General features: G+C 61.1%; 12 protein-coding genes and 1 pseudogene. 8 read left to right on the top strand and 5 right to left on the bottom strand.

Annotated features, from left to right (window positions below; genetic code table 11):
* Positions 1-46 precede the first annotated feature (46 nt).
* From AAFN55_RS24225 to AAFN55_RS24210, 4 genes are all read right to left on the bottom strand, one after another.
* Positions 47-586, bottom strand: coding sequence for a VOC family protein (locus AAFN55_RS24225; protein ID WP_347801569.1), 540 nt, complete (start codon positions 584-586; stop codon positions 47-49).
* 11 nt (positions 587-597) lie between these two features.
* Positions 598-972: a hypothetical protein gene (locus AAFN55_RS24220; protein WP_347801568.1), complete on the bottom strand. Its 375-nt coding sequence runs from the start codon at positions 970-972 to the stop codon at positions 598-600.
* 58 nt (positions 973-1,030) lie between these two features.
* Complete coding sequence (locus AAFN55_RS24215; protein ID WP_347801567.1) at positions 1,031-1,651, bottom strand: glutathione S-transferase N-terminal domain-containing protein; 621 nt, start codon at positions 1,649-1,651, stop codon at positions 1,031-1,033.
* 110 nt (positions 1,652-1,761) lie between these two features.
* Positions 1,762-2,703: a helix-turn-helix domain-containing protein gene (locus AAFN55_RS24210; RefSeq protein ID WP_347801566.1), complete on the bottom strand. Its 942-nt coding sequence runs from the start codon at positions 2,701-2,703 to the stop codon at positions 1,762-1,764.
* Positions 2,704-2,883: 180 nt separating this feature from the next.
* Between AAFN55_RS24210 and AAFN55_RS24205 the strand changes: the two genes are divergently transcribed.
* From AAFN55_RS24205 to AAFN55_RS24195, 3 genes are all read left to right on the top strand, one after another.
* A complete protein-coding gene (locus AAFN55_RS24205; RefSeq protein ID WP_347801565.1) occupies positions 2,884-3,339 on the top strand; it encodes an SRPBCC domain-containing protein in 456 nt (151 codons plus the stop codon).
* Positions 3,340-3,425: 86 nt separating this feature from the next.
* Positions 3,426-3,617, top strand: coding sequence for a hypothetical protein (locus tag AAFN55_RS24200; protein WP_347801564.1), 192 nt, complete (start codon positions 3,426-3,428; stop codon positions 3,615-3,617).
* A gap of 355 nt (positions 3,618-3,972) precedes the next feature.
* Positions 3,973-9,051: an autotransporter domain-containing protein gene (locus AAFN55_RS24195; protein ID WP_347801563.1), complete on the top strand. Its 5,079-nt coding sequence runs from the start codon at positions 3,973-3,975 to the stop codon at positions 9,049-9,051.
* Between the two features lie 496 nt (positions 9,052-9,547).
* Here the strand turns inward: AAFN55_RS24195 and AAFN55_RS24190 are convergent.
* A pseudogene (locus AAFN55_RS24190) lies at positions 9,548-9,628 on the bottom strand (conjugal transfer protein TraH); the annotation flags it as partial.
* Positions 9,629-9,783: 155 nt separating this feature from the next.
* On the opposite strand from AAFN55_RS24190, the gene phnD reads away from it, so the two are divergent.
* The 5 genes from phnD to AAFN55_RS24165 all read left to right on the top strand — a co-directional run bounded on the left by phnD (position 9,784) and on the right by AAFN55_RS24165 (position 15,325).
* A complete protein-coding gene (phnD, locus tag AAFN55_RS24185; RefSeq protein WP_347801562.1) occupies positions 9,784-10,740 on the top strand; it encodes a phosphate/phosphite/phosphonate ABC transporter substrate-binding protein in 957 nt (318 codons plus the stop codon).
* A gap of 77 nt (positions 10,741-10,817) precedes the next feature.
* Positions 10,818-11,645 (top strand): phosphonate ABC transporter ATP-binding protein, encoded by an 828-nt coding sequence (phnC, locus tag AAFN55_RS24180; RefSeq protein ID WP_347801850.1) that lies wholly within the window; start codon positions 10,818-10,820, stop codon positions 11,643-11,645.
* Positions 11,645-12,448, top strand: coding sequence for a phosphonate ABC transporter, permease protein PhnE (phnE, locus tag AAFN55_RS24175; protein WP_347801561.1), 804 nt, complete (start codon positions 11,645-11,647; stop codon positions 12,446-12,448). Before phnC ends, phnE (AAFN55_RS24175) begins: the two co-directional genes overlap by 1 nt.
* Entirely contained in the window at positions 12,448-13,266 is an 819-nt protein-coding gene (gene phnE / locus AAFN55_RS24170) for a phosphonate ABC transporter, permease protein PhnE (RefSeq protein WP_347801560.1), read from the top strand. Before phnE (AAFN55_RS24175) ends, phnE (AAFN55_RS24170) begins: the two co-directional genes overlap by 1 nt.
* 1,030 nt (positions 13,267-14,296) lie before the next feature.
* A complete protein-coding gene (locus AAFN55_RS24165; RefSeq protein WP_347801559.1) occupies positions 14,297-15,325 on the top strand; it encodes an ABC transporter substrate-binding protein in 1,029 nt (342 codons plus the stop codon).
* The last annotated feature ends 6 nt before the right edge of the window (positions 15,326-15,331 follow it).

Genomic DNA, 15,331 nt, shown 5'->3' with positions numbered 1-15,331 from the left:
CTCGCGACATCTCTTATAAAAACATATGGGGGACGGGGCCAGTCAATCAATCCTGGACCATATATGGATCCCAGAATCCGGCTGCTGGTTCGATCTGCTCGACCACATCGACCAGGACGCCGGCGGGGTCCCGCGTCATGAAGCGGCGCTGTCCCCAATCCTCGTCGGTCAGCGGATGAACAATCGGCGCACCGCCGCGTTGCAGGCTCTCGAACAAGGCTGCCGCATCGCTGGTCTCGACCGTGAGGATCATGCCGAGGCCGTTGAAGGTTTCGGGACCGGGAGGATTGGACGGGTGATCAGGGTGCATGAAAGCCAGGGTGGCCCCGCATGTTCCGTCCTCGCCCGAACCGGTGAGGTAAACGAACCAGGTGGCTTCGAACGCCACCTGGAAGCCGAAATGGGTGACATAGAAGTCTCGTGCCTCGGCGAGCGCCGGGGTCGTGATGAGCGGATAGAGGTCGCGGATCTTCATTGCGGGTACTCCGTGGTTCGCGTGCGTTTGTGTCTGGCCGAGCGCAGGGCGAGCGACGAACAGGCCGAGGCCGGCTGCCAGAAATATCCGGCGAGGAAGGGTGCTGTACATCTCGTCGTCGCCTACGCCATGCCCGCCGCGGGGCGGCCAACAGCCTTGAATTCGGCTAAGGCCAGCACAGCCACGACCAAAGCCTGGGCCACCAGAAAGCCGGCGCCCAGCATGTTCGGGGCCGTCAGCAACAGGACGGCGAGGCTGGCCAGCCCCCATGCGGCATTGCCCGCGATAACCAGCCACACGCCGGCAGCCCAGGGTCGGTCTTGGCGCGCCAGGACCGCCATGAAAATGGCGATCGGGAACAGCACGCAGCCCGCATAGAAGAGAAGATCGCGCGGCAGGGACAGCAGCGGCGCCAGCGCGCCCGCCGAAAGCGCCAGGACAATTGCCATCAGGGCGCAGGTGAGAGCATCGAAAGCGAGGATTTTGTTGATCGTCATTGCGGCACTCCGTGTTCGAATATGGCGGGATATGACGCCGGTTCGGGACGCAGATCGATTACGTTGCAGGTAATGGCGACGCGGCGGCGCAAAGCGGCTGGAGTCCCTCCGCCGCGAGAACGGCTTTCACGGAGCCGCGGCATTCGACGGCCTCGACAAATGCCTCGAAGCGGCGCGGGGTTTCGAGCCCGACCATCGCTGCCCAGCGGAGCATGACGTAGAGAAATGCGTCCGCACCGGTGAAACGGCAGCCGAACAGGTAATCGCCCTCCATCTTCGAGGCCATCCAGGAGAAGCGCTGGGCCAGAATCTCGCGCAAGCGGGCCTGCTCTGCCTCGTCTTCAAGGAAGAAGAGCGGGATGAACGGCTTGTGCACTTCCGTCGAGAGGAACGCGAGCATTTGCAAATGCCGGGTTCGTCCGAGCTTCCCGTCAGGAAGAAGGGCCGGCGACTGGCCGGCGATCCAGTCGATGATTGCCACGTTCTCGGTCAGCAACATGTCGTCGTCGAGCACAAGCGCTGGCACGTACCCATTCGGATTGACCTGCGTGTAGTCGGAGCCGTCCTCCAGGGTGCGGCTGAAGATATCGACCTTGTGCGGCCGGAAATCGAGCTTCGCCTCGCGCAGCAGGATATGCGTGGCCTGCGAACAGCTTGTCGGGGTGTGGTAGAAGTCCATGGCTTGCCTCCGTTGAAGCCGGGCGCCATGCGCCCTTCGCTCCAAGACGGTGACAAACCAGGCCCGATGGCGTTAGAGGCAGTTCCGCCGCTTTCGGGGCAAAACGGCCATCAAGCGGAGAGGCCGCGAATGCGGTTGTGCTGGCGGTACTGCGCCGGCGTTACGCCCGTGCGGCGCTTGAACAGCTTGCGGAAGAATGTCGGATCTTCATAACCGACCGCGGCGGAGACGTCCTCTATGGCCAAGTTCTCTGTCTCGAGCATCTGCTTGGCTTCCTCGATCCTCAGCGCCTGGACATATTCGACGGGCGTATACCCCGTGGCTGCGGAGAAACGACGCTTGAAGCTGCGCTCCGACAGACCGGACCGGCCGACCATCACGGAAACCGGATTGGTCGTTGCGTAGTTATCGACCAGCCACGCCTGGATCTTCGAGATGACGGCATCGCTATGCTGGCGCGGGCGCGCCATGGAAGCGAACGGTAACTGACCATAACCGCGGTCGCCGAGCAGGAAAAGGCGTGCGACGCGAGCCGCTTCCTCCGCACCACAGAAGCGTCCGATCAGATAGAGCGCGAGATCCTGCCACGAAGACGCGCCGCCTGTGGTGATCAACCGGCCACCGCGGCCGCTGTCGCACAAGATCCGCTCCGGCCTGAACCTGACGCTTGGATAGCGGTCGCGGAACAGGTCGGCCATGGACCAGTGCGACGCGGCCTCGGCGCCATCCAGCAGGCCGGCTTCGGCAAGCAGCACGGAACCGCTGCAGGTCGCGCAAACCACGGCTCCATGGTCAATGTGACGGCGTACCCATGCGATCTCGTCGCGCCATCGTCCTTCAGGCGTCTCGCCGCGGTTCAGGTGAATGTCGCAGACGATGACGACGTCGGCACAGTCGCCGGTCAGGTCCCCTTCGGGCGTCACGCGCAACCCGGTGCTGGATCGGAATGGTCGGCGATGGTACGCCACCAACGCCGGATGAAGCGGCCGGGACAGCGCCTCGTCATTTGTCCCTGTATCGCCGAGAACCTCGTGCAGGCCGAAGGCCGCCATCGTCCCGCTTTCCGGCAGGCTGAGGATCGAAACACGAAGCGGTTCTGTAGGACGCGGGCGTATCGGCATCATCGAAATCTGGCACAAATGCCCCGAAGCCGTCGAGTCTGCCGCTAAATTCAGCAGTCGATCCGGTCCAATGTCGTTCCATCTGAAACACTGGAACGGAAGGACCGGAACATGAGCGTTATCGAAGGAACGATCGATCTCACGAAGGATTTCGCCGGACCGGTGGATACCGTTTTCGCAGCCTGGTCTAGTGAGGAAGCCCAGCGGGTATGGAGCGATCCGGGAGAGGGCTGGGAGCTGAATTTCGACCAGTTTCGGTTTGCCGTTGGAGAAACGGATGTCTGCCGCTTCGGGGCGATAGGTGGTCAGCAGTATGTCAACGAGAACCGTTACCTCGAAATCGAAGCTGGGAGGCGGATTGTGTATTCAACGTCTCTCAGCAGCGACGGCCGGCTCACCTTTGCCGGCACGGTCGCCGTCACATTCGAGGAAGCGGATCACGGAACACGGATGAGTCTTGTGGAGCAAGGCCTCTATTTTGATGGCCAGGATGACGTTGCGGGCCATCGCTCCGGCTGGGAAGGCATGCTCGAAGCACTGGGACGATACCTGGGCGGCGGCCACTAAGTAAGCGAAACCGCACGAAACAATCGGCCAATCGGCTGCCGGCGTTGACGCACATACGAGGTGTTCGCCTTCGACCGCGCCGGTCAATGGCTGTAGTATGGGTTCCCCTATCGGGCACGTCCGATTCGCAGGCGCTCGCGATCCACAATTGCGGTAGGCCCGCTGCGATTGGAAAGACCGTCCTCGTCGGCCACTCGATGGGCCGCGCGGTGGCGATGACCTACGGCACGCCTTTTCCCGAGGAGGTTGCAGCTATCGTCGTTCTCCGGTTTCATTGATCCTGAAAGGCCGAGTGGATTGTTTTAAGTTCGCCAGGCCGGCGCTCCCGATAGTGGGCGATCTGCTGGCCCATACCGTTTACCAGCCGCTTCAGCCGAACTGCTCGCTCGATGCTGCGGATGTTTCCTTGATGTGGCCGGAAGCAAAGCCTCGGACGCAACGTTGATGCCTCCCGTCCCGGTTTAGCTGGTCGGTTGGCGGCACGCAGTAGTTTTTAGCCAGCCCTCAACGGAATCTTCAGTTGACTGGGCAGTTCAGTATGGCAAAAAAGCGATAGTACTAAAAGAACCCTTGTGTGCTGGCATCCAAGCAATCAGCCGAACGTTTCTAAGGGCCGAGAGCGGGGAGAAGGCCATGAGAGCTTCCGGTATTATCAGGTCGTTCGGTGGCACTGGGCGAACTGGACAAGCGCTCCCGCTCATTGTCATCACCACTATGCCCTTGCCCGCCTTCGGCCAGGCTTTTACCGGCACAGAGACGACGAGCGGCCCTTTTTCAAGCGGATTCCAGCAATTTTACGATTCCAGCACGCTTGACGCTTCCGCGGGAGACGCCGTCAGTGGCGGAACGCAGTACTTCTTCGACACCAGCGAACTGAACGCGTCGGCGACGAACGCCATTACCGGTGGAACCCAGACGTTCCGGGACTCCAGTATGCTTAACGCCTCGACTGCATATGCGCTCAGCGACGGATCCCAGCAATTTTATGACAACAGCGTGCTCAACGCTTCAGCCGCGAATGCCATAAGTGGTGGCAACCAGACCTTCAACAACGCCAACATGCTCAAAGTTTCCGCGGCAAACGCCATCAGCGGGGGAGTCCAGTCTTTCTGGAACACCAGTACCCTTAATGCATCGGCCGCCAATGCCGTCAGTGGCGGAATTCAGTCTTTCGCCGGCCTCAGCGTGCTCAACGCTTCAGCCGCCGATGCCGTCAGCGGCGGAACTCAATTCTTCTATGCCGACAGCAGACTCGATGCGTCGGCAATTGGAGCTGTCAGCGGCGGAGCCCAAGACTTCTACGGCAGCAGCGTTTTTGACGCCTCGGCCAACGACGCTATCAGCGGCGGATACCAAACTTTCCACGACAACAGCATCCTTAATGCCTCGGTTTCCGGCGCTGTCAGCGGTGGTACGCAGCGGTTCTATCAAGACAGCTCGCTGAACCTCCTCGCCGACGACGCGCTGACGACGACAACTGATTTTCGTTTTGACAACATATCTGGCGGAACGGGCGGTACGCTCCGCCTGAATGGCTACAGCACCACCATCGGCGCTATTGTCAGTGAAACGCCTGGTAGCGGCTTGATTACCAATGGCGGAAGCACTGACAGCACCTTAACGGTGGATACTTCTCATATCGGGCCGACCAAATTTTCCGGCATGATCAACGACGGCGGAACCGGCAGCCTGGGTCTGTCTCTGGCTGGCGGTGCGCTAACTCTGGCTGGAACGGCCTCCCACACTGGTGGCACGACAGTTTCGAACGGCACGCTGACCGTGACTGGTCTTCTGGGCGGGGATTTCACCGTGCATGACGGCGCCCTGATTATCGATGGTGGCACACTTGAGCGCCCTTCCGCGCTTAGCCAAAGCACGATCGGTCAGAACGCCGGCGATGACGCCACTCTGGTCGTGACCAATGCCGGTACGCTATCGACGGCCAACAAGGTTCATGTCGGCGATGCTGCGGGGTCTCGGGGCGAAGTTCGTGTCACCGGTAGTGGATCGAGCCTGGAGGTGGCAGACATAACCGTTGGTTTTGGTGGTGAGGGAATATTGTCCGTCCTTGGCGGGGGTCATCTTTCTTCGGCCACTTTCATGAACGTCGGCGGTGGCAATTACGGTCAACTGGGGTCTGGAGTACTCCTGGTGGATGGTGCGGGATCGACCGCAGATATCGCCGGCCCGCTGGTCGTTGCCGGATTCGGAGACGGGTCCACTGGGGCGGTTACCGTATCGAACGGCGGCACTGTGAATGCAGGGGCGGTTTGGTTAGGCGTGGGGAACACCTCCGGTTCTGCTAGTCTCAATATCGGGGCCGCATCGGTCGACGCCACAGATGCAGTCGCAACGGGGACACTGACCGCTTCCCATATCCAGTTTTACACAGACGCCGCCAGCCTCAACTTCAATCACACCGATAGCGCCTACACGTTCGATACCAAACTCAGCGGCAGTGCCGGGTTCCTCAATCATTATGCTGGCAACACCATATTTATCGGCGATAGCTCGAGCTTCTCGGGCGACACCACTGTTCATGGTGGCACGGTCCTGGTTGACGGTACCCTCGGCGGGACAATGACGGTGAACGCTGGCGCGACGCTTGGTGGATCAGGCACTATCGGCACGACGACGGTTGCCGATGGCGGCAGTCTTGCTCCTGGCAATTCGATCGGGACGCTGAATATCAGCGGCGATCTTATCCTGTCCGCGGGATCACTCCTTAACTACGAACTTGGCAGTCCGGGTGCGACCTCTAGCTCTCCCGGCATGAGTGACAGCATCTCCGTCGCCGGCGATCTCACCCTCAACGGTACGCTGAATCTTGCTCAAAGTGACGACGCTGCCGATGGCGTGGCGGGATTTGGCTACTATCGTCTGATGATCTATGGCGGCGACCTGTCTGGATCGGGCTTGACGGTCGGAACCACGCCAGGGCTTGCCGCGCCAGCCGCTTATGAAATCCAGGCCGGTGGTGGCAATATCGACCTGTTCGTGGCTTCCCCTGGCGACGACACGCTCCAGCACTGGCAGGGCGGAGACGGCACTTGGAATGCGACGAACACGCAATGGCTGAATGGCGGCAGCGCCGTTCCAGTCTCCTGGGCAGGCAATCATGCCGTGTTCAGGAATGAGCCCGGAGGTTTTGGCGGCGGCACTGTCACGGTCGCTGGCGCTCAAAGCTTCAAAGGTCTTCAATTTGTCGATGGCGGTTATCGGCTGGAAGGTCCCGGCTCCCTCGTGGTGAATGGTTCGGGCAATATCGACGGCAATGCCGAGATCCGCGTGCTGGCCGGCGAAACAGCCGAAATTGCCACGACAATCACCGGAGCGGACGGCCTCACCAAGACACAGGGTGGCATGCTCGTTCTCGAAGGCAATAATACCTATCATGGCGGCACGCAGCTCCTGGGCGGCGCCGTTTCCGTGTCTTCGGATGCTAGTCTTGGTGCGGCATCGGGCGAGTTGGCCTTCAATGGCGGCACGCTGCGTGTGACTGGAGCCGGCTACACATCGACTGCCAGAGCCATCACTATGGAAGAAGGGGGCGGCGGGTTCGACATTGCCGATGCGGGCAACACCTTCACGCTGTCACAAGACATTATTGGGCCGGGCAATCTCGTCAAGCGCGGTGATGGCTCGCTGTCACTGTCGGGCCGGAACGCCTACGGCAATAGTTTTGTCGAGGCTGGAACGCTGATCGGCGAGGCCGCCTCGATCTCGGGCGACATCGCCAATGCGGCAACGATCGTGTTCGATCAGGACTCCGACGCCAGCTTTGATGGCGACATCGTCGGTCTCAATGGCACTGACGGGGTGATGGTCAAGCAAGGTGTGGGTACGTTGACGCTCGACGGCGTCTCAACGCTCGACTGGACGATCGCGGACGGCGGGCTAGCGACGGAAGCGACGCGGTTCGGCGGCGATGTGGAACTTGGCGGAGCCGGGACGTCTTTCGCTTTCGTCGATAGCGGCACTGCTGCCTATCATGGGGAGATCTCGGGGAACGGCCAGTTCTCGCTCGATGGGGAGGGAACGGTGCTTCTGACCGGCGATAGTTCCGGTTTTGCCGGTAGCACTGCCATCAAGGCAGGAACGCTACTGGTGGGCGACGCGGCTGGCAATGGCACGCTTGGCGGCTCGCTCGATGTGCTCGCTGGTGGCACGCTCGGCGGCTCTGGCACCGTCGGTTCGGGCACGCGCTCGCTGGTGACGGTCGCTTCGGGCGGCACGCTTTCGCCCGGCAACTCGATCGGCACGCTGACGGTCGATGGAAATCTTGTCTTCGAGGCTGGCTCGCACCTTGTCGTCGAGGTCAACCCGGAAGGCAGCGAAAGCGATCTGGTGACGGTGACCGGCAACGCCACGCTCAATGGCGGGGCAGTCGCCCATATCGGCGCGAACGGCAATTACGATATCCGCTCAACCCATACGATTGTGTCGGCTGATGGTACATTGTCAGGCGCGTTCGAAGACGTCACCTCGAACTTCGCCTTCCTGACGCCACAGCTCGTCTACGACTATGGAGCCGGCACAGTCGATCTGGAACTGTCGCGCAATGAACGCGACTTTGCTTCCGCCGCACAGACCCGCAACCAGATCGCTGCGGCTGAGGGGATCGAGAGCATCGGCCTTGCTGCCGGTCACGCGGTCTATGACGCCATCGCCCAGTTTGCCGACGATGACGATCTCATCCGCGCCAGCTTCGATGCGGTGTCAGGCGAGATACACGCATCCATAAATACAGCGCTGATCGAAGACAGCCGCGTCATTCGCAACGCCGCCAATGATCGTATCCGCGCAGCGTTTGCAACAGCAGGCGCGTCCTATGCGCCGGTGCTGGCTTACGGTCCGGGAGACACGCCCATGCTGGTCGCTGCCGATCATGCCGGTCCAGTCTTCTGGAGCCATGGCTTTGGTTCTTGGGGCTCAACCGACAGCGACGGCAACGCCGCAAGCCTGGACCGTTTGACCGGCGGTCTGCTGATCGGCACTGACGGTCTTGTCGGAAATTGGCGCGTGGGTATATTGACCGGCTATAGCCATTCCAGCTTCAAAGCCGACGATCGTGCTTCGTCGGGATCGAGCGACAATTATCATCTGGGCATTTATGGCGGAACGGAATGGGGCAATGTCGCCTTCCGTACGGGTGCAGCCTACACATGGCACGACATCGAGACCCATCGCTCGGTCTCGATCCCCGGTCTGACCGATAGCCTTACGGCCGGATACAATGCTGGCACTTTCCAGGCATTCGGCGAACTGGGCTATGGTTTTGAGGCTCGCGATACCCGTTTCGAGCCCTTCGCCAATCTCTCCCATGTCAGCCTTCGTACCGATGGCTTCACCGAAACTGGTGGCGCAGCGGCTCTCTCAAGTGTCAACCAAACCACCAGTACCACCTTCACTACGCTCGGCCTACGCGCCGAACACGCCATTACGCTCGGAACCGTGGGTGCGACGGTCAAGGGCATGGTCGGCTGGCGTCACGCCTTGGGTGACATCACCCCCAATAGCACCCATGCCCTCTCTGCCGGAGACGCCTTTTCCATCGCCGGCGTTCCGATCGCCCGGAACAGCGCGGTCATCGAGACAGGGCTTGACCTCAATCTCACTCCCGATGCCACACTCGGCCTGTCCTATACTGGACAACTCGCCGGTGGCGCATCCGATCACGGATTCAAGGCGACGCTCGCAGTCAACTTCTGAGAGTGACTAGACCTGCCACGCAGACGTCTTGAAGTTGATATCTTCGCCGAAGCTGCCGATTCGCTCGACGCGCCCATATGGAAGAACAACGAGCTCAAGGCCAGCTTCCTCGCCGCAGCGCTTGCCGGCGACGCCTCGGTCCGACGGTTTACCATCGGTTCTGCATCTCACGATTGGATGCCGCATCGCGCTCCCACATCCCGCGGAACATATCAACAGAACCAGTCTGGAGAGCGCCAATGTCCGATCCAGCCATCTACCAAGCATACAATCAGCCAACAGGTGGCTGGGGTTCGGTCAAATAGCAATAACCGTACGGGAGAGGTCCGGAGCGGACAGTTGCCGTATGATGAAGGAGCCTGGTCCTGATTGGCATGCCAAGCATCCAGATGCGGCATTCCCGCTTTCCCCAGCTACGGCTGTGTCGGCTTCGCCCATGGCTACCGGCCGTTGAAGGATGAGGAACTGACATTCGTTCTCACCCCGCACTGCTGCAAATCTGCGGGAAAACAACTTTGCTCGTGGAATTGCCATACCATTTCGTAACGATCCTGAAGACCTTGGCAAACATTGCCGTGCGCTGGGGGGGCCACCAAATCGAGCTTCAAATCGGGTCGCTTCGGAATGCCAGCGTCGGATCACGCTCAGTAGCCCCGCGCAGCGCATTTGTCATAAAACCTATATGCGCGGCGGCTATGCGCGCCCTGTGGATTTCATATCTCAGGAGCGACCATGAAAAAGATCATCGCCGCGCTGGCACTTTCGGCAGCGTTCGTGTTTCCGGCCTATGCCGAGTTCAAACTGGACAGCCGTTATCAGGACGCCGATGGCGACATGATCGCCGACATCCCGACCGATGCGGCACAGCAGATCGACCCGGAAACGCTCGTCTTCGCCTATACGCCGGTTGAGGATCCCGCGGTTTATGCGGAAGTCTGGGCGGGCTTTCTCGATCACCTGAAGGACGTGACAGGCAAGGGCGTACAGTTCTTCCCCGTGCAGTCCAACGCCGCGCAGATCGAGGCGATGCGCGCCGGACGTCTTCACATCGCGGGCTTCAACACGGGCGGCAATCCGCTCGCGGTTGCCTGCGCTGGGTTCCGTCCCTTCGCTATGATGGCCGCCAACGACGGCGACGCTTTCGGCTACGAGATGGAAATCGTCACCTATCCGGGTTCGGGCATCGAGAAGGTCGAGGACATCAAGGGCAAGAAGCTGGCCTTCACGTCGGAGACGTCCAATTCGGGCTTCAAGGCGCCGTCCGCGATCCTGCAGGCCGAGTTCAACATGGCCGCCAACACCGATTTCGAACCGGTGTTCTCGGGCAAGCATGACAATTCGATCCTCGGCGTCGCCAACAAGGACTATCCCGCCGCCTCGATCGCCAATTCGGTCCTGAATCGCATGCTAGCACGCGATGTCGTGAAGGCCGACCAGCTCGTCTCGATCTACAAGTCGGAAACCTTTCCAACCACCGGTTACGGCGTCGTCTACAATCTGACGCCCGAGCTCCAGGACAAAATCCAGGAAGCATTCTTCTCCTTCGACTGGGAAGGCTCGAAGCTGCTCGAGGAATTCCAGACCTCGGAGCCGCCGCAGGAGAAGTTCATCCCGATCAGCTTCAAGGATCATTGGTCGGTCATCCGCCAGATCGATGAAGCGACGGGCGTCTCCTACGACTGCCAGTAGCATTTCATCACGTGACACTTTGCGGGCGGTCCGGCTTCGCCGGGCCGCTCGACACTATTTTCGGGAAAGGGCTGGCGATGCTGCGGATCGAGAGGCTCGCGAAACGCTACAAGACCGGTGATCACGCCTTGAAGAGCGTGTCCTTCGAAGTGGCTGGTGGCCAGGTCGTCGGCCTGATCGGGCCGTCGGGTGCGGGAAAATCGACACTGATCCGCTGTGTGAACCGGCTGGTCGAGCCGACATCGGGCAGCGTGGTTCTGAACGATCGCAACCTGACGAGTGCCGGCGGCGGCGAACTGCGCCGGTCGAGACGGCGCATTGGCATGATCTTCCAGGAATATGCGCTGGTCGAGCGCCTGACGGTGATGGAGAACGTTCTGTCGGGCAGGCTGGGCTACGTGCCGTTCTGGCGCTCCTTCCTGCGGCGTTTCCCGCAGGCCGATGTCGACAAGGCGTTTTCGCTGCTCGACCGGGTCGGCCTGGGTGATCATGCCGACAAGCGGGCGGACGCCCTGTCGGGCGGGCAGCGCCAGCGAGTCGGCATTGCGCGGGCTCTTGAACAGGACCCGGAGCTTCTGCTGGTCGATGAGCCGACCGCCTCGCTCGACCCCAAGACGTCGCGCCAGATCATGCGGCTGATCCTAGAAATCTGCCGCGAGCGCGGCCTTCCCGCGATCATCAACATCCATGACGTAGCGCTGGCTCGCATGTTCGTCGATCGCATCATCGGCTTGCGGGCCGGCGAAGTCGTGTTCGACGCGGAACCCGGATTGCTGGACGATGCGGCACTGACACGCATCTACGGCGAGGAAGACTGGAAGGCGGGAACGAACACCAGCGACGACGAGCCCGAGCAGGTGGCGGCTTTCGAGTCGGCGCGCGAGCGCATGGCGGGCATGGTCTGATGGCAGCCGTCGTTCCGCGGCGCTGGCGACGCCCGCCACTGCTTATCGCCGACCCGAAGCTGCGTTATGCGCTCTACGGCGTGATCCTCGTCTATCTCGTGCTGGCGATCTCCAGCATCGAGGTCAACTGGGTCCGCATCTATGAGGGGTTGGAGCGCGGCTTGCGTTTCGTCCAGGGTTTTCTCACCCCGGACTTCACCACGCGCAGCCGCGACATCTGGCAGGGCATGGTGGAAAGCCTGACGATGTCGCTGACCTCGACGGTCGCGGGTGTGCTGATCTCGATCCCGATCGGTATCGGTGCGGCGCGCAACATCGCGCCGGTGCCGGTCTATGCGGTCTGCCGTGCGATCATCGCGTTGTCGCGCTCCTTTCAGGAGATCATCGTGGCGATCCTGTTTGTCGCGATGTTCGGCTTCGGGCCGTTCGCGGGGTTCCTCACACTCGCCTTCGCGACGATCGGCTTTCTGGCCAAGCTGCTGGCCGAAGAGATCGAAGATATCGACCCCGCGCAGGCCGAAGCCGTGCGGGCGACGGGTGCGGGCTGGTGGCAGGTGCTGAACTACGGCATCCAGCCGCAGATCATGCCCCGCCTCATCGGCCTCAGCGTCTACCGCCTCGACATCAATTTTCGCGAGAGCGCGGTGATCGGCATTGTCGGGGCAGGCGGCATCGGTGCGACGCTCAACACGGCGATGGATCGCTACGAATACGACACGGCCGGCGCCATCCTGATCCTCATCATTGGGATCGTGATGGTCTCCGAATACGTCTCCAGCCAGCTTCGCAGATGGGTGCAGTGATGCCGGTCACCACGATCGATCAAGGCCGGCAGGTCTGGACGCGCAGGACGACCGGCCGGCAATGGGCCATCTGGGGCGGATCGCTCGTGCTGGTCGTCGCGACGGTCCTGTGCTGGCAGGTGATGAACCGCAACACGGTGTGGGTCTTCGTAGAGGATGCGCCGCGGCAGGCGGCGGATCTTTTGTCACGCGCCTGGCCGCCACGCTGGTCCTATCTCGACCGCCTGTGGGCGCCGCTGTGGGATACGCTGAACATCGCCACGCTGGGCACGTTGCTCGGCATCGCGATTGCCGTTCCTGTGGCGTTTCTCGCCGCAAGCAGTACTACGCCGAGCCGCACGATCGCGCGTCCGCTGGCGCTGTTCGTCATCGTAGCCTCGCGTTCTATCAACTCGCTGATCTGGGCACTGCTGCTGGTCGCGATCATCGGACCGGGACTGCTGGCCGGCATTATAGCGATCGCGTTGCGCTCCATCGGCTTCATCGGCAAGCTGCTCTATGAAGCGATCGAGGAGGTGGATCACAGCCAGGTCGAAGCGGTGCGCGCGACGGGAGCGTCGAGCATGCAGGTGATGGACTACGCCATCGTGCCGCAGATCATGCCGGCCTTTGCGGGCATCTCTGTCTTCCGGTGGGACATCAACATCCGCGAATCCACCATCCTCGGGCTTGTCGGCGCAGGTGGCATCGGCGTGCAGCTCGAATCGTCACTGGCGCGGTTGGCATGGTCGGAAATCACGGTGATCTTCGCAGTGATCCTCGCGACCGTCGTCGTCTCGGAATGGGTGTCCGGGAGGATCAGGCGCGCAATAATCTAGGCGGTCGCCAACCTTACTGTTCTGGCAGGGCGCTGGCGAGTTTCTCGCTCTCATACCCGGTACCGGCGATGACGGTGGTAATCGCGGAAAGATCGTCTGCAGTCCGGCGGTCAGTCGAGCTCCGGCGCGCCGATTCGAAACATCGGCAGCCTCTCGACGCGATTGGCGAGCGGCAGGCCCAGTATGTCGACCAGAATGTGACGCTTTCGACCCAGGCGAACCCAGACGCCGGTGCGTTACCAGATCGGAATAGTAATAGACTGCGTTCCAACTGGAAACTCTCTCGGCAATTGCCGCCATAGGCAGCCGGCTCGCAGCACGTAGAATATCGTGTTGTAACAGCCCGACGGTTGACCCGACTCTCCAGCCGCGCGTCGGGATCGATTCAACAATCACGTCCCCATTCGGTCGTAGCTGTTAGCTGCCTAGGATCCCGAAAGCGGCTGTCGCAATCCGTAGTTCTGCACCGACCTGCTCGTAGCGCCCGACGACTGTTTGAAGGAACTGGATTACATACAGGGCCGTGCCAAGCTTCTTGGTCAGGGTCGAAATCTAGATTGAGGGCAACATTTGTGATGGCCGATCATTCCGGCGCGGGGCTCGTCAACTGGCTCACCGACACGATGAGCGACAACCGCACCCGCGCCAAGGCGAGGACGGGGCAGATCGCAGAAAAAACCTTGCAAAATCAATAGCTCATGGCCGCGGTTCAAGCGGCGTGTGTATCACCGTTGTGCAACAAAATCGAGATGGGCGCTGACGTCATTTTTGCGGAGCAACGCTCTGCGGGGAAGCCGAAAGTTGAAAATCTTACTCGCACCAACCTCATCTTGAAACTCGCTTCCTGGCCCTCCACTCCAGGCATGACGCCCTGCTGAGACACATTGGGAAGATCAAGACAGCCGCTTTAACTATCCGCTTGGCGATTACCCTGCGTCAAGCGCTTGACGAAGCGCGTCCGTATGTGTTGGTATACCAAATACCGCATATTCTGCGCGGTCGATCAAAGTGGTGCTGAAGGGAGAACGGCATGCCATTGACTCTTGAACGTCGATCCGTCCTGAAAGCGGGCCTTGTTGCTGCCGCGGGCCTCGCCGCGCCGACGCTGATCACCACGCGTGGCCGCACGCAGGACGCCACCGAAACCGTCAACTTTCAGCTCTCGTTCCTTCTGAACAACAACCAGATGGGCCAGATGATGGCCGAAAAGCTGGGCTATTTCGAAGAGGAGCGCCTGGTGGTGAACACGCTGCCGGGAGGCCCCAGCATGGATGGCATAGCAATCGTTGCGGCTGGCCAGGCGGATATGGGCATCGTCTCGTCCAGCCCCAATCTGATGACGGCGGTCTCGCAGAAGATTCCGGTGAAAGCCGTGCTTTCACAGCTTCAGGAGCACCCCTACACCTTCTATTCGCGCGCCGAGAACCCGGTGAAGACGCCGCAGGATATGGTCGGCAAGAAGATCGGCGTCAACCAGACGGGCCGTATCCTCGTATCCGCGCTCCTCAAGGTGAACGACATTCCCGAGGATCAGGTCGAGATCGTCACGATCGGCGCGGACATGACGCCCTTGATGACCGGTCAAGTGGACGTGGTCACGAACTGGGCCACACAGGCGACGGCCATTTCCAAGCTCGGCGACGTCGAAAGCCTGCGGCTGTGGGACAGCGGGGTGCAGCTCTACGCATCCGTGAACTACGTCAATCTGAACACGCTGGAGCGCCGGCCCGAGACGGTCGCACGCTTCGTACGCGCCGTCGCGCGCGGCTGGGCCTATGTTTACGAACATCGCGACGCGGCGATCGAGACCTATCTGGAGATGAACTCGCGCGGAGTGCGGGAGGACGAACTCCTCGCGATGCCGCTTCTCATGGACTACATGTTCGACGCCAGGACCCGCGAGCACGGCTGGGGCACTTTCGATCCCGAGGTCTGGCAGTCGCAGATCGATCTCTACGATTCCCTGGGCCAATTCACGGCCGGTACGCCGGCCCTGGACGACATCATCACCACATCGGTGCTGGACGCGACCGCGGACGCTCGTCCGAAGCTCGGCTAGAATGGC

The sequence above is a fragment of the Mesorhizobium sp. CAU 1732 genome (assembly GCF_039888675.1).
In the GTDB taxonomy this organism is placed as follows: domain Bacteria; phylum Pseudomonadota; class Alphaproteobacteria; order Rhizobiales; family Rhizobiaceae; genus Aerobium.
Note: the sequence above shows the minus strand (reverse complement) of the source record. Positions and strands in the feature narration are given on the sequence as shown.

Coding starts and splice junctions, on each gene's coding strand:
- AAFN55_RS24225 (WP_347801569.1), bottom strand. CDS start 586: ATGTACAGCACCCTTCCTCGCCGGATATTTCTGGCAGCCGGCCTCGGC.
- AAFN55_RS24220 (WP_347801568.1), bottom strand. CDS start 972: ATGACGATCAACAAAATCCTCGCTTTCGATGCTCTCACCTGCGCCCTG.
- AAFN55_RS24215 (WP_347801567.1), bottom strand. CDS start 1,651: ATGGACTTCTACCACACCCCGACAAGCTGTTCGCAGGCCACGCATATC.
- AAFN55_RS24210 (WP_347801566.1), bottom strand. CDS start 2,703: ATGGCGGCCTTCGGCCTGCACGAGGTTCTCGGCGATACAGGGACAAAT.
- AAFN55_RS24205 (WP_347801565.1), top strand. CDS start 2,884: ATGAGCGTTATCGAAGGAACGATCGATCTCACGAAGGATTTCGCCGGA.
- AAFN55_RS24200 (WP_347801564.1), top strand. CDS start 3,426: ATGGCTGTAGTATGGGTTCCCCTATCGGGCACGTCCGATTCGCAGGCG.
- AAFN55_RS24195 (WP_347801563.1), top strand. CDS start 3,973: ATGAGAGCTTCCGGTATTATCAGGTCGTTCGGTGGCACTGGGCGAACT.
- phnD (WP_347801562.1), top strand. CDS start 9,784: ATGAAAAAGATCATCGCCGCGCTGGCACTTTCGGCAGCGTTCGTGTTT.
- phnC (WP_347801850.1), top strand. CDS start 10,818: ATGCTGCGGATCGAGAGGCTCGCGAAACGCTACAAGACCGGTGATCAC.
- phnE (WP_347801561.1), top strand. CDS start 11,645: ATGGCAGCCGTCGTTCCGCGGCGCTGGCGACGCCCGCCACTGCTTATC.
- phnE (WP_347801560.1), top strand. CDS start 12,448: ATGCCGGTCACCACGATCGATCAAGGCCGGCAGGTCTGGACGCGCAGG.
- AAFN55_RS24165 (WP_347801559.1), top strand. CDS start 14,297: ATGCCATTGACTCTTGAACGTCGATCCGTCCTGAAAGCGGGCCTTGTT.